Origin of the sequence: Roseospira navarrensis, from assembly GCF_009601025.1 — a bacterium.
GTDB classification, from domain to species: Bacteria; Pseudomonadota; Alphaproteobacteria; order Rhodospirillales; family Rhodospirillaceae; genus Rhodospira; species Rhodospira navarrensis.
This window is the reverse complement of sequence record NZ_WIVE01000087.1, coordinates 1-13,128: the sequence shown is the minus strand read 5'-3', so window position 1 is coordinate 13,128 and position 13,128 is coordinate 1. Positions and strand designations below refer to the sequence as shown.

At 68.7% G+C, this 13,128-nt stretch carries 10 protein-coding genes; 7 read left to right on the top strand and 3 right to left on the bottom strand.

The features are described from left to right. Positions 1-536: 536 nt before the first annotated feature. Positions 537-737, top strand: coding sequence for a DUF3553 domain-containing protein (locus GHC57_RS17455; RefSeq protein ID WP_343031204.1), 201 nt, complete (start codon positions 537-539; stop codon positions 735-737). Between the two features lie 57 nt (positions 738-794). Here the strand turns inward: GHC57_RS17455 and GHC57_RS17450 are convergent, their stop codons facing one another. Next, the gene (locus GHC57_RS17450; protein ID WP_246152447.1) at positions 795-2,006 is read right to left on the bottom strand and encodes an E22 family MetX-like putative esterase; all 1,212 of its coding nucleotides are present in this window, start codon (positions 2,004-2,006) and stop codon (positions 795-797) included. Positions 2,007-2,421: 415 nt separating this feature from the next. Between GHC57_RS17450 and GHC57_RS17445 the strand changes: the two genes are divergently transcribed. The 4 genes from GHC57_RS17445 to GHC57_RS17430 all read left to right on the top strand — a co-directional run bounded on the left by GHC57_RS17445 (position 2,422) and on the right by GHC57_RS17430 (position 9,922). Next, entirely contained in the window at positions 2,422-4,065 is a 1,644-nt protein-coding gene (locus tag GHC57_RS17445) for an NAD(P)-binding protein (RefSeq protein WP_211369235.1), read from the top strand. A gap of 136 nt (positions 4,066-4,201) precedes the next feature. Next, entirely contained in the window at positions 4,202-7,828 is a 3,627-nt protein-coding gene (gene nifJ / locus GHC57_RS17440) for a pyruvate:ferredoxin (flavodoxin) oxidoreductase (protein WP_425500696.1), read from the top strand. 215 nt (positions 7,829-8,043) lie between these two features. Continuing rightward, complete coding sequence (locus tag GHC57_RS17435; RefSeq protein ID WP_153346634.1) at positions 8,044-9,063, top strand: dihydroorotate dehydrogenase-like protein; 1,020 nt, start codon at positions 8,044-8,046, stop codon at positions 9,061-9,063. 28 nt (positions 9,064-9,091) lie between these two features. Beyond that, entirely contained in the window at positions 9,092-9,922 is an 831-nt protein-coding gene (locus tag GHC57_RS17430) for a glycosyltransferase family protein (protein WP_153346632.1), read from the top strand. 28 nt (positions 9,923-9,950) lie between these two features. Here the strand turns inward: GHC57_RS17430 and GHC57_RS17425 are convergent, their stop codons facing one another. Then, a complete protein-coding gene (locus tag GHC57_RS17425) occupies positions 9,951-10,283 on the bottom strand; it encodes a hypothetical protein (RefSeq protein ID WP_153346629.1) in 333 nt (110 codons plus the stop codon). 388 nt (positions 10,284-10,671) lie between these two features. On the opposite strand from GHC57_RS17425, the gene groES reads away from it, so the two are divergent. Together groES and groL are read left to right on the top strand one after the other, a co-directional pair. Beyond that, positions 10,672-10,959 (top strand): co-chaperone GroES, encoded by a 288-nt coding sequence (groES, locus tag GHC57_RS17420; RefSeq protein ID WP_153346627.1) that lies wholly within the window; start codon positions 10,672-10,674, stop codon positions 10,957-10,959. Positions 10,960-11,021: 62 nt separating this feature from the next. Then, the gene (gene groL, locus GHC57_RS17415; protein WP_153346625.1) at positions 11,022-12,677 is read left to right on the top strand and encodes a chaperonin GroEL; all 1,656 of its coding nucleotides are present in this window, start codon (positions 11,022-11,024) and stop codon (positions 12,675-12,677) included. A 268-nt stretch (positions 12,678-12,945) separates the two neighbouring features. On the opposite strand, the gene GHC57_RS19660 is transcribed toward groL, so the two are convergent. Beyond that, positions 12,946-13,128: hypothetical protein (locus GHC57_RS19660; protein WP_211369234.1), on the bottom strand; the 183-nt coding region annotated here is incomplete at its 5' end.

Here is a 13,128-nt window from a genome sequence, read left to right as displayed (position 1 = left end):
CCGGATCGCGGATCACGATGACAACGGGCAAAGACCCCATCCTGAGACGATCACACGATCCGGTGCGGGGCCCCGGGTGGCCACCCGGGGCCCCGCAACCCGGCATCTCCACAATGCCACAAATCAAACAGACAATCCTGAGCCGCCATCGGCGGCGAAGGATCTCGGGCGGTGACACGACCCATGACACCCCTGTCATCCGCGTTCAGCGCCCTGCAATCCCCGCCACGGGGCGCACAACGAACCGGCGGCCGGCGGGTGCGCCCGACAAGTCCGACCGCTTTTCTGCGCCTTTCGCGTGAGGGGCCCATCCATCAGACCAGATCCGCGCCAATGCCCTGGAGCCTCCGCCCTTTGCGCCCCGGTCTGGCAATTGTTGGGCCAGCGCCCCACGTGTTCTAATGAAACTTATTGGAAGGGCTCCAGACAGCCCGCCCGGATCGGCCCGGGAGACAAAAAAACGGAGACGCCGGGACATCGGGAAAGGGCAGCCGAAAACACCCAGTCACCACGGAGCACAAACCATGGAGGCGGACATGTTGATGACAGGATCGGGCTATGTGGCGCCAGGGGCGCGCGTCAGGATGTCGTCCCGTCCGGATTGGGGCACCGGACAGGTGCAGTCGGTGGTGGGCGCGCGGGTGACCGTGAACTTCGAGAATACCGGCAAGCAGGTGCTGAACACCGGCGTGGTCGCCCTGGACGTGATCGAGGAAGCGCGCCCGCCGCGCGGGTAACGGTGGCGGCGGCATGGGACCCGCACGCCGGGTCTCACGCCCCCGCTTCCCGGTCGGCTACTCTCCGCCCTCCTCCAGGAAGGCGCGGATGGCGTCGCCGGCCTGGGCGATGGACAGCACCCCGTCCAGATGCCCGCGCGTGCCCTGAAGCTCCACGATCTGCACCGGCGTGCCGTCCGACTTGATGAGGGCGGCCGTCTCGCGCACCGCGTCGCCGGGGAAGATCAGGTCCTCGTTGGTGTGGATCAGCAGCACCGGCGCGTCGATGTCGAACAGGCCCTGGTACAGACTGTCGCCGTGGCCGGCGTAAAAAAGCTGGTTCGCCTTCGCCAGATAGAGGAAGTGGTTGGCGTCCGAGGTCTCGGCCCGGGCCAGGCCCGCGCCGTCCAGCACGGCCTCGATCCGGAACAGGTTCTGGAAGCTGTCGGCCGGATCCTTGGCCTCATCGGCCCAGGCGCGGCCGAACACGCCATTGGACCACTCGGGGTGCTGGGCGTGCAGGGTGACGATCTTCAGCGCCTCGGCCAGACCCCGCGTGGGCGGCGTGCCGTCGTAGTAGTCGCCGCCGTTCCAGTTCGGATCCAGCCGAATCGGCGCGCCCCAGATGTTCAGCCAGGCGATCAGGTCGGCATCCGCCCAACCCGAGCCGATGACCGGAATCACCCGCTCGACCCTGTCCGGATAACTGGCGCCCCACTCGTAGGCCTGCAAGGAGCCCATGGACGCGCCCATGACGGCGTGCAGGGTCTCGATGCCGAGCTGGTCCAGCAGCGCCTTCTGGGTCTCGACGAAATCGCGGATGGTGAGGATGGGGAAGTCCATGCCCCAGGGCTTGCCGGTGTCCGGGTTCTCCGTCGCCGGCCCCGTGGTGATGACCGTCGGGCTGTGCGCGCCCAGGTTCACCGGCGTGTCCACCGCGATGACGTAGAAGCGGTCGGTGTCGATGGGCTTGCCGGACCCGATGATGGAATCCCAGTAGCCCGGCGCGGCGTCGTCGGCGCTGTAGCGCCCGGCGGCGTGGGAATTGCCCGAGAAATAATGCGTGATGAGGATGACGTTGTCCTTGGCCTCGTTCAGGGCGCCGTAGGCCTCCCATCCCAGCGTCATCTCCTTGACGGTCTCGCCGCTCTGGGTGGTGAAGGCGGGGATGGTGAAGCTCTGCTTCTCGACCAGGGGGTCGTAGGCTGAGGCCGGGGCAAAGGCCGGGGCGACGGCCAGAATGGCGGCGGTGGACGCGGCCATGAGGGCCGCGCGGGCGAGCATGCGCATGGTGGGTGATCCTCCCGGGTGGCGTCCCGCTGCAGGCGGGATCTGTTGGGATGTGGCCGGCGGATGAGGGTGCCTCATCCACTCTTCTGCTTTTTGGGCCGGCCACGGACTCCAACGGTCCTCGTCAGAGACCGTTGGAACCATCGGCCAACAGGGCCGCATCATGAGAGGAAATCCGGCCGGGCATCAAGCCCCAGTGGCGGCGTGCGGCATTCCGACGGCCCGGACGCGGGCCGCCCCGCGCACCGCGACGGATTTGCGACAGATTTCAATTCACCCCTGTTTCGCCGCCCGGATTCTTGTACCATGGCCCGCGCACCGCGCCGGCCCCGGCTTTCCGATCGCCGGGCGGCGCCGCATGGGGTGAACCGCCGCCAAAGAGCGGGCGCCCCGGGACACGGGGAAGGAACGTGCCATGGCAGAGGCCAGTCTCCACCGCCCGACGGACATGACCCGTCCGCTCGATCTTAGTCACGAGCGGCGCACGGGACCGGAGCGGGTCAGACGTCCCATCTATGTGGACCACCTGCCGCCGTGCAACCACGCCTGCCCGGCCGGTGAGAACATCCAGGCCTGGCTTGCCCACGTGCAGGCGGGCGAGGACGAAACCGCGTGGCGCGTCCTGACGCAGGACAATCCCATGCCGGCGGTGCACGGGCGGGTCTGCTATCACCCCTGCGAGGACTCCTGCAACCGCAAGGAGCTGGACGCCAGCGTCTCCATCCACGCCGTGGAACGCTATCTGGGCGACCTCGCGCTGGAGAAGGGATGGCAGTTCGAACGCCCGTTCGAGACCACGGGCAAGCGCGTGCTGATCGTCGGCGCCGGCCCCAGCGGGCTGTCGGCGTCCTATCATCTGGCCCGGCGCGGCCACGCCGTCACCATGGTCGATGCCGGCCCGCTGGCCGGCGGCATGATGCACTTCGGCATCCCGGCCTATCGGTTGCCGCGCGACGTGCTGGACCAGGAGATCCAGCGCATCGTCGATCTGGGCGTGGACCTGCGCCTGAACCACAAGGTCACCGACCTTGAGGCGGAGCGCCAGGACGGCAAGTTCGACGCCGTGTTCATCGCCGTCGGCGCGCACCTGTCCAAACGCGTGGATATCCCGGCCCGGGACGCCGCGCCCATGATGGACGCGGTGTCCTTCCTGAAGAGCATCGAGGCCGGGGAGCGTCCGCGCCTGGGCCGCCGGGTGGCGGTCTACGGCGGCGGCAACACGGCCATGGACGCCGCGCGCGTGGTCAAGCGCCTGGGGCACGACCCCCTGATCGTCTATCGCCGCGACCGCGGCCACATGCCGGCCCACGACTTCGAGGCCCAGGAGGCCCTGGACGAGGGCGTGCAGATCCACTGGCTGCGGGCCATCAAGAGCCTGGAGCCGGGCTCCATGACGGTCGAGATCATGGAGCTGGACGACCGCGGCCGCCCGCGCCCCACCGGCGAGACCGAAACCATCGAGGCCGACGACCTGATCCTGGCGCTCGGCCAGGACACGGACACCGAGTTCCTGCGCTCCGTCCCCGGCCTGAACTTCGACCGGGACGGCACCGTGCGGGTGGACGAACGCATGATGACCGGCGCCCCGGGCGTGTTCGCGGGCGGCGACATGGTGCCGTCGGAACGCTCGGTGACCATCGCCGTCGGCCACGGCAAGCAGGCCGCGCGCTGTATCGACACCTGGTTGCGCGGCGGCCTCTACCAGCCCCGGCCGCGCAATCCGGGGGTCAGCTTCGCGGACCTGAAGGTGCCGTACTACGTGGAAGCGGACCCGCGCCAGCAGCCCCACGTGCCCGCCGAGGAGGCCACCACCGGCTTCGGCGAGGTGGTCGGCGGCCTGTCCGTGCAGGAGGCCCACTACGAAGCCCAGCGCTGCCTGTCCTGCGGCAACTGCTATGAGTGCGACGGCTGCCACGGCGCCTGTCCCGAGAACGCCATCCAGAAGCTGGGGCGCGGCAAGGGCTACCGGGTGGACCTGGAGCGCTGCACCGGCTGCGGCGTCTGCCATGACCAGTGCCCCTGTCATGCCATCGAGATGATTCCCGAGCCCAACCCCTAGGAAGGGGCCCGGCGCCCCCGGCGCCCCGGCTGCGCGGGCTGGTCCCGCCGGCCGCCCGGCGCCGCGACCGATCGCCCCGACCGCCCCGGCCGACTCGCCCACGGCCCCGGAGCCCGGCAACAGAGGACGTCCGACCATGCCCGATACCACCGCGCCGACGCAGCCGATGACCGCTCCGGCGGGCCAGGGGCGCTCCGGTGTCCAGCGCGTCATGATCGACGGCAACGAGGCCTGCGCCCACATCGCCTATCGGGTCAACGAGGTCTGCGCGATCTACCCGATCACGCCGTCCTCGCCCATGGCCGAGTTCGCCGACCAGTGGTCCAGCGAGCGCCGGCCGAACATCTGGGGCACCATTCCCGACGTCATGGAGATGCAGAGCGAGGGCGGCGCCGCCGGCGCCCTGCACGGCGCGTTGCAGGCCGGGTCGCTGGCGACCACCTTCACGGCCTCGCAGGGCCTGATGCTGATGCTGCCCAACATGTACAAGATCGCCGGCGAGCTGACCGCCTGCGTGATCCATGTGGCGGCCCGCTCGCTGGCCACCAGCGCGCTGTCGATCTTCGGCGACCATCAGGACGTCATGGCGGCGCGCACCACGGGCTTCGCCCTGCTGGCCTCGTCCTCGGTGCAGGAGGCGCACGACAACGCGCTGGTCTCGCAGATCGCGACCCTTGAGGGGCGGGTGCCGGTGCTGCACTTCTTCGACGGCTTCCGGACCTCGCACGAGGTCAACAAGATCGACCTGATCCCCGACGACACCATCCGCGCCCTGATCGACGACGACCTGGTGCGCGCCCACCGCCTGCGCGCGCTCAGCCCGGAGCGGCCGTTCGTGCGCGGCACGGCGATGAACCCGGATGTCTACTTCCAGGCGCGCGAGGCGGCGAACCCCTTCTACGACGCCATGCCGGACGTGATCGAGCGCGCCATGGAGACGGTGAGCGCGGCCACCGGGCGGCCGCTGACGCCGTTCAGCTACCACGGCGCGCCGGATGCCGAGCGGGTCATCGTCGTCATGGGCTCGGGCGTCGAGACGGCGGCGGACACCGCCGCCCACCTGAACGCCGCCGGCGAGAAGCTGGGCGTGCTCCAGGTGCGCCTGTTCCGGCCCTGGTCGGCGCACCGCTTCCTGGCCGCGCTGCCGCCCTCGACCCGCTCCATCGCGGTGCTGGATCGCACCAAGGAAAGCGGCGCGCCCGGCGAGCCCCTGTTCATGGACGTGCTGTCCACCCTGGCCGAGGCCGCCGGCAACGGCAGCCTGCCCACGGCGGGCATGCCGCGCGTCATCGGCGGGCGCTACGGGCTGTCGTCCAAGGAGTTCACGCCCGGCATGGCCAAGGCGGTGTTCGACGAGCTGGCCCGGCCGGAGCCCAAGCCCCGCTTTACCGTCGGCATCACCGACGATGTCACCCACCTGAGTCTGACCCACGACTCCGAGTTCTCCATCGAACCCGAGGACACGGTCCGCGCCATTTTCCACGGCCTGGGTTCGGACGGCACCGTGGGCGCCAACAAGAACAGCATCAAGATCATCGGCGACGACCCCGACCGCTTCGCGCAGGCGTATTTCGTGTACGATTCCAAGAAGTCGGGGTCGCGCACGGTGTCGCACCTGCGTTTCGGGCCCCGCCCCATCACGTCGCCCTATCTGGTCGAGCACGCCAACTTCATCGCCTGCCACCAGTTCAACTTCATCAGTTCCATCGACATCGTGGACCGGGCCGCACTCGGCGCGGACATCCTGCTGAACAGCCCCTACCCGCCCGAGGAGATCTGGGCCCACCTGCCGGTGGACATGCGCCGGATCATCCGGGCGCGGGGCCTGAAGCTGCACACCATCGACGCCGTGGCGGTGGCGCGCGACGCCGGCCTGGGCCGGCGCGTCAACACCATCATGCAGACCTGTTTCTTCGCGCTGTCGAATGTGCTGCCGCTGCACGTGGCGATCGAGCGCATCAAGGCCGCCATCTCCAAGACCTACAAGCGTCAGGGCGAAGAGGTCATCAAGCGCAATCACGCGGGCGTGGACATGGCCATCGCCCACCTGAAGGAAGTGCCGATCCCGCCGGAGACGGCGGATGTCGACGCCCTGCCGCTGCGGACCCTGATCCCCGCCGACGCCCCCGCCTTCCTGCGCGACGTGACCGCCGTCATGCTGGCCGGGCGCGGCGATTCCCTGCCGGTCAGCGCCCTGCCGCCGGACGGCACCTTCCCCAGCGGGACCACGCAGTACGAAAAGCGCGACATCGCCACCCAGATCCCCAAGTGGGACCCGGAGCTGTGCATCCAGTGCGGCAACTGCTCGATGGTCTGCCCGCACGCGGTCATCCGCACCAAGTTCTACAACGAGGGCCGGCTGGAGGGCGCGCCGGCCGGCTTCCCCTCCGCCGTCGTGGACGCGCGCGGCTTCCCGGATACCCGGTTCACGCTGCAGGTCATGGTCTCGGACTGCACCGGATGCACGCTTTGCGTGAACGCCTGCCCGGTGCAGGACCCGGTGAACGCCAGCCGCCGCGCCATCAACATGCACGACAAGATGAGCGTGGCCGACGAGATCACCACGCATCAGGCGTTCTTCGAGACCCTGCCGGTCAACGACCGGGCGCGGGTGGACTTCTCCACCGTGCGCGGGGCGCAGTTCCTGCGGCCGCTGTTCGAGTTCTCGGGCGCCTGCTCGGGCTGCGGCGAGACGCCCTATGTCCGGCTGCTCTCGCAGTTGTTCGGCGACCGGCTGCAGGTGGCCAACGCCACCGGCTGTTCGTCCATCTACGGCGGCAACCTGCCGACCACGCCGTGGGCCGTGGACGACACCGGACGCGGCCCAGCGTGGTCCAACAGCCTGTTCGAGGACAACGCCGAGTTCGGCCTGGGCTTCCGCCTGTCCGGGGACAACCACGTGCGGCTCGCCAGCGACCTGCTGGCCCGACTGGCCCCGGTGGTGGGCAAGCAGCTCGCCGCCTCGATCCTCGAAGCCAACCAGCGCACCGAATCGGAACTGGTCGCCCAGCGCGCCCGGGTGGAGACGCTGCGCGCCCTGCTGGAGCCGCTGGAGGACGACGACGCCCGCCACCTGCTGTCGGTGGTCGATCACCTGGTGCGGCGGTCGATCTGGATCGTCGGCGGTGACGGCTGGGCCTACGACATCGGCTCGGGCGGTCTGGACCACGTGCTGGGCAGCGGCCGCGACGTCAACATCCTGGTCATGGACACCGAGGTGTATTCCAACACCGGCGGCCAGATGTCCAAGGCCACGCCCATCGGCGCCGTCGCCAAGTTCGCCGCCGCCGGCAAGCGCGTCGGCAAGAAGGATCTGGCGCTGCAGGCCATCAGCTACGGCAACGTCTATGTCGCCCGCGTGGCCATGGGCGCCAACCCGCAGCACGTGCTGACCGCCTTCCGCGAGGCCGAGCAGTATCCCGGCACCTCCATCATCCTGGCCTACAGCCATTGCATCGCCCACGGCATCGCCATGGACAAGGGCATGGAACAACAGGATCTGGCGGTGAAAAGCGGCTACTGGCCGTTGCTGCGCTACAATCCGGCGGTGCACCAGTCCGAGGAAAACCCGTTCATCCTGGACAGCCCGCGCCCGCGCATCCCCCTGTCCGCCTACACCCAGAACGAGCTGCGCTACCGGGCCCTGGCCGCGAGCGACCCGGACACCGCGCGCCGGCTCATGGCGCAGGCCCAGGAACAGGTTCTGGCCAAGTATCACCTGTACGAGGAAATGGCCCGCGAGGGACCGCGCGGGCAGATGTGATCCCAATCGGCGATGAACCGGACCCGTCCGGTTCATCGCCGCCGCCGCTTCGCGGCGCCGGTGCGGTTGCACCGGCCGCCCGCCTCATGACGTGGCGTCATGGGCCCGGGCGGTCCAAGAAGGCGCTGCCACCACACGCAAATGATTGACCCCCCAATCGGGTCTGGCGATACAGGGGGCAAGGGCCGTCTGGGTCGGGGAGGGAGACAGCACCCATGGACATGACGACGCGGTATCTCGGGCTGACGCTGGCGCATCCCATCGTGGCATCGGCCTCGCCGTTGTCCGGCACCCTGGACGGCATCCGCCGGCTGGAGGACGCGGGTGCGGCCGCCGTCGTCATGCCCTCGCTGTTCGAGGAGCGCATCCAGCGCGAGCGCGAGGCCCTGCACGGCTTGGCCGAGGTCGGCGCCGAAAGCCACGCCGAGGTCGCGGGCGGGTACTTCCCCGCCGCCTCGATGGACGACATCGGCATCGGCGGCGACGAGACCCTGGACCTGATCCGCCGCGCCCGCGAGAGCTGCGACATCCCCGTGATCCCCAGCCTGAACGGCATCAGCGCGCGCGGCTGGACCGAGTACGCCCGCATGATGCAGGAGGCCGGGGCGCCGGCCATCGAACTCAACGTCTATTACGTCGCCGCCGACCTGGACGAGACCGGCGCCGCCGTGGAGGCGCGCGTCGAGAGCATCCTGCAATCGGTCAAGAGCGAGGTGTCCATCCCCGTCGCGGTCAAGCTGGGGCCGTACTACAGCGCCCCCGGGCACATGGCGCGGCGTCTGGTCGCCGCCGGGGCCGACGGGCTGGTGCTGTTCAACCGCTTCTACCAGCCGGAAATCGACCTGCAGGCCATGCGGGCGCTGCCCACGCTGGACCTGTCCACCTCGGCCGAGGCCCGCCTTCCCCTGCGCTGGATCGGCATCCTGTACGGCCATCTGGGCGGGGCCAGCATGGCCGCGACCACGGGCGTGCAGGGCGCCGAGGACGCCATGAAGTTCATCCTGGTCGGGTCCGACGTGGTCATGACCGCATCCGCCCTGCTGCGCTACGGCCCCGCCCACATGAAGACGCTCGTCACCGGCCTGCGCGCCTTCCTGGAGGTGGGCGGCTACGACACCGTGGACCAGGCGCGCGGCGCCCTGAGCCACAAGGCGGTGGCGGACACCGCCGCCTACGAGCGCGCCAACTATCTGCAGGTTCTGGATTCGTTCCAGCAAGCCGACTACACGCCGTAACGGCCGCATCGGAGGCGAGGAACGGGGCATGGCAAACAAGGCCCTCGTGACGGTGCTGATCGGCGACCGGGTGCAGAACGAGTGGAGCAACGTCTTCTCCCCCACCTGGGCCGACTACGCCCGCAAGCACGGCTACGACATCATCGTTCTGAAAAACTACATCGACCCCACGCCCCGGGCGACCGAGCGCCCGCCCCACTGGCAGAAGCTGCTGATCCTGGAGCACGAGGCCACGCGGGCCTATGAGGACGTGGTCTGGCTCGATCACGATATCCTCATCAACCCGAACCGGGCGCCGTGCATCGTCTCGCACCACGACAGCGACCGGGTGGGGATCATGACGGAGAACCACGCCAATACCACCACGCCCGGCCTGAAGGAGCTGTCCACCGAGCGGCGGGCGCGCATGGTCGCGCGCAAGGTCGAGCCGGCCTGCGCGCGCTATACCAAGGCGGGCCTGCCCGGCGACGTGCATGACACCGCCAACGCGGGCGTGATCGTCTACAAGCGCAGCCGCCACGCCCCGGTGCTGCGCGAGGTCTACGACACCTATGAAAGCAACGAGTTCACCGCCAAGGAAGAGGTGCCGCTGACCTATCACCTCTTCAAGCACGACCTCATCAAGCCGCTGGACCAGCGGTTCAACGTGAGCTGGGCCTCGCAGATGTTCTGGCACTATCCCTTCCTGCACCGGATCGAGGCCCGCGACGATCCCCACATGATGAACCTGTGCGTCACGACGGCCTGGAACAATAGCTGGTTCATGCACTTCCAGGCGGACGTGTTCCGCTTCGGCATGAAGGACATGTACTGCTCGCGCGACGACGTCCGGTTCGTCCTCCGCGACACGGCGTTCTGATCGCTCCATGCCCGCCGCCGGGTTGCGGCTATTCCAGCGTGTAGACCCCCAGGTCGCACAGATCCACGCCGTAGTCGTCCACCTCGTCGCCGTCGGCGAAGGTGGTGAGGATGTCGTACATGCAGGTGCGCCGCCCGTCGGCGATCACCACCTCGACCTCGTATCCGGACGCGAGATAGGCGTTCTCCAGCAGGTTTTCCTCCCAGTCGTCCGTGTCCGTGTGCGAGACATAGAAGCCGTCGATGGTCACGCCGGTGGCATTGCGCACCATGAAACTCAGGTCCTGGGCCCACGCCGGCCCGGCGCTGAAGGCGGCGACGGTGGCGGCGACGGCGATCCCGCGCAGAAGTCCGGTGCGCATGATGAGTCCTCCCGATGCGAAAGGGGAATGAGACCAGCGGCGGATGAGTGTGCCTCATGCGCCGAGCGGCACCGGACCGCCCCCCTTGAACCGCCCGCGCACCGGCAAGGCTAGCATGAGTCCGCGTCGCCCCCCCGCGAAATCGGCGGGCGGCGGAGCGGCCGTGTCTCCGCCCCGATCCCGCCAGTTTTTGCGGACCGCGCCGCACGCGGCCGCTTGACAGCCCGCGGGGGCTGCCCTATCTCGTTGGCACTCGACGGGCCTGAGTGCTAACAGCTCATGAAATCCCGAGAGAATTCAAATTCTTGGCCGCTCCGCCCGGGGCGGCCTTAGCACGACAGCAACCGATCACACACGACCGATACGGCGTCGATCGACGGAGGAAAGAATGAAGCTGCGTCCGCTGCACGACCGCGTTCTGGTGAAGCGCGTCGAGTCCGAGGAGAAGACCGCCGGGGGCATCATCATCCCGGACACCGCCAAGGAAAAGCCCATGCAGGGCGAGGTTCTGGCCGTCGGCCCGGGCGCGCGCGGCGATGACGGCAAGATCAACGCCCTCGACGTCAAGGTGGGCGACCGGGTGCTGTTCGGCAAGTGGTCGGGCACCGAGGTGAAGATCGACGGCGACGAGCTGTTGATCATGAAGGAAGCCGACATCATGGGCGTCCTGGAGTAGGCGGCCGCCCTCCCTCCCAGAGACCGACCCCCCAGACTTCCGGATCAAGAGGATAGACAAACATGACCGCCAAGGACGTTCGTTTCGGGATTGACGCCCGCAACCGCATGATGAAGGGCGTGGACACCCTGGCCGACGCCGTCAAGGTGACCCTGGGCCCCAAGGGCCGCAACGTGGTGATCGAGAAGAGCTTCGGCGCGCCGCGCATCACCAAGGACGGTGTCACCGTCGCCAAGGAAATCGAGCTGACCGACAAGTTCGAGAACATGGGCGCCCAGATGGTCAAGGAGGTCGCCTCCAAGACCGCCGATCTGGCTGGTGACGGCACCACCACGGCCACCGTGCTGGCGCAGTCCATCGTCCGCGAGGGCGCCAAGTCGGTCGCCGCCGGCATGAACCCGATGGATCTGAAGCGCGGCATCGAAGCCGCCGTCGCGGGCGTCGTGGAAGACGTGCAGAAGCGCTCCACCAAGCTGCAGAACAGCCAGGAAGTGGCGCAGGTCGGCACCATCTCCGCCAACGGCGATGAGTCCATCGGCAAGATCATCGCCGAGGCGATGGAGCGCGTCGGCAACGAGGGCGTCATCACGGTCGAGGAGGCCAAGGGCCTGGAGACCGAGCTGGATGTCGTCGAGGGCATGCAGTTCGACCGCGGCTACCTGTCGCCCTACTTCGTGACCAACACGGAGAAGATGCTCTGCGAGCTGGAGAACCCGTACATCCTCATCAACGAGGGCAAGCTGTCCAGCCTGCAGCCGCTGCTGCCCGTGCTGGAGTCCGTGGTTCAGTCCAACCGCCCGCTGCTCATCATCGCCGAGGATGTCGAGGGCGAGGCCCTGGCCACCCTGGTGGTCAACAAGCTGCGTGGCGGCCTGAAGGTCTCCGCCGTCAAGGCCCCGGGCTTCGGTGACCGCCGCAAGGCCATGCTGCAGGACATCGCCATCCTGACCGGCGGCCAGGTGGTCTCGGAAGAGGTCGGCATCAAGCTCGAGAACGTCACCATCGACATGCTCGGCACGGCCAAGACCGTCACCTTGACGAAGGAAGAGACCACCATCGTCGACGGCGCCGGCGCCAAGGACGACATCCAGGCCCGCTGCAACGTCATCCGCAGCCAGATCGAAGAGACCACCAGCGACTACGACCGCGAGAAGCTGCAGGAGCGTCTGGCGAAGCTGGCCGGCGGCGTGGCCGTCATCAAGGTCGGCGGCGCGACCGAGGTCGAGGTGAAGGAGAAGAAGGACCGCGTGGACGATGCCCTGCACGCCACCCGCGCGGCGGTCGAGGAAGGCATCGTGCCGGGCGGCGGCGTCGCCCTGCTGTACGGCTCGCGCGTCCTGGCCGACATGAAGGGCTCCAACCCCGACCAGCAGGCCGGCATCGACATCGTGCGCCGCGCCCTGCAGGCGCCGGTCCGTCAGATCGCCGAGAACGCCGGGGCCGACGGCGCCGTCGTGGCCGGCAAGCTGATGGAGCAGGACAACCCGCACCAGGGCTTCGACGCCCAGAACGGCGTCTACACCGACATGATCAAGGCCGGCATCATCGACCCGACCAAGGTCGTGCGCGCCGCGCTGCAGGACGCCGCCTCGATCGCGGGCCTGCTGGTCACCACCGAGTGCATGGTGGCCGACGTCCCCGAGAAGAAGGACGGCGGCGGCGCCCCCGACATGGGCGGCATGGGTGGCATGGGCGGCATGGGCGGCATGGGCTTCTAAGTCCGCCGTCTCTACCGCGCATCATCCGACCGACGAGAGAGGGGCCGCGTCCGAAAGGGGCGCGGCCCTTTTCACGTGGGGGACCGGGCGCCTGCCTTTGCGGACGACCGTAGGGCGGGTTCGCCCCGCCCGTGTCCCGCAGGGAAACGCGGCGGGCAACCCGCCGGGGCCGGCACCGCAAACGGCGGAGCCGCAGACGGCGGATGGCCCCGCGGCGCGGGGCGACTCCGCCCCACGCAGTTCGACGCGGTGCCCGGCAAGGGATCGGTCATAGCCCCTCTCCCTTCCTGAAGTTACCGCCATGGAGTTTGTATGGAGCCTCGCTGGACAACATGCCGCCGTGCAGGAAACGCCCACCCAGCTCTTCGAGCCATGGCAGGATCCCATGCACCTGCCACGTGACGGGATCGCTGGTGGTCTCCAGGATCACCTCTCTCACATGGACACCCGG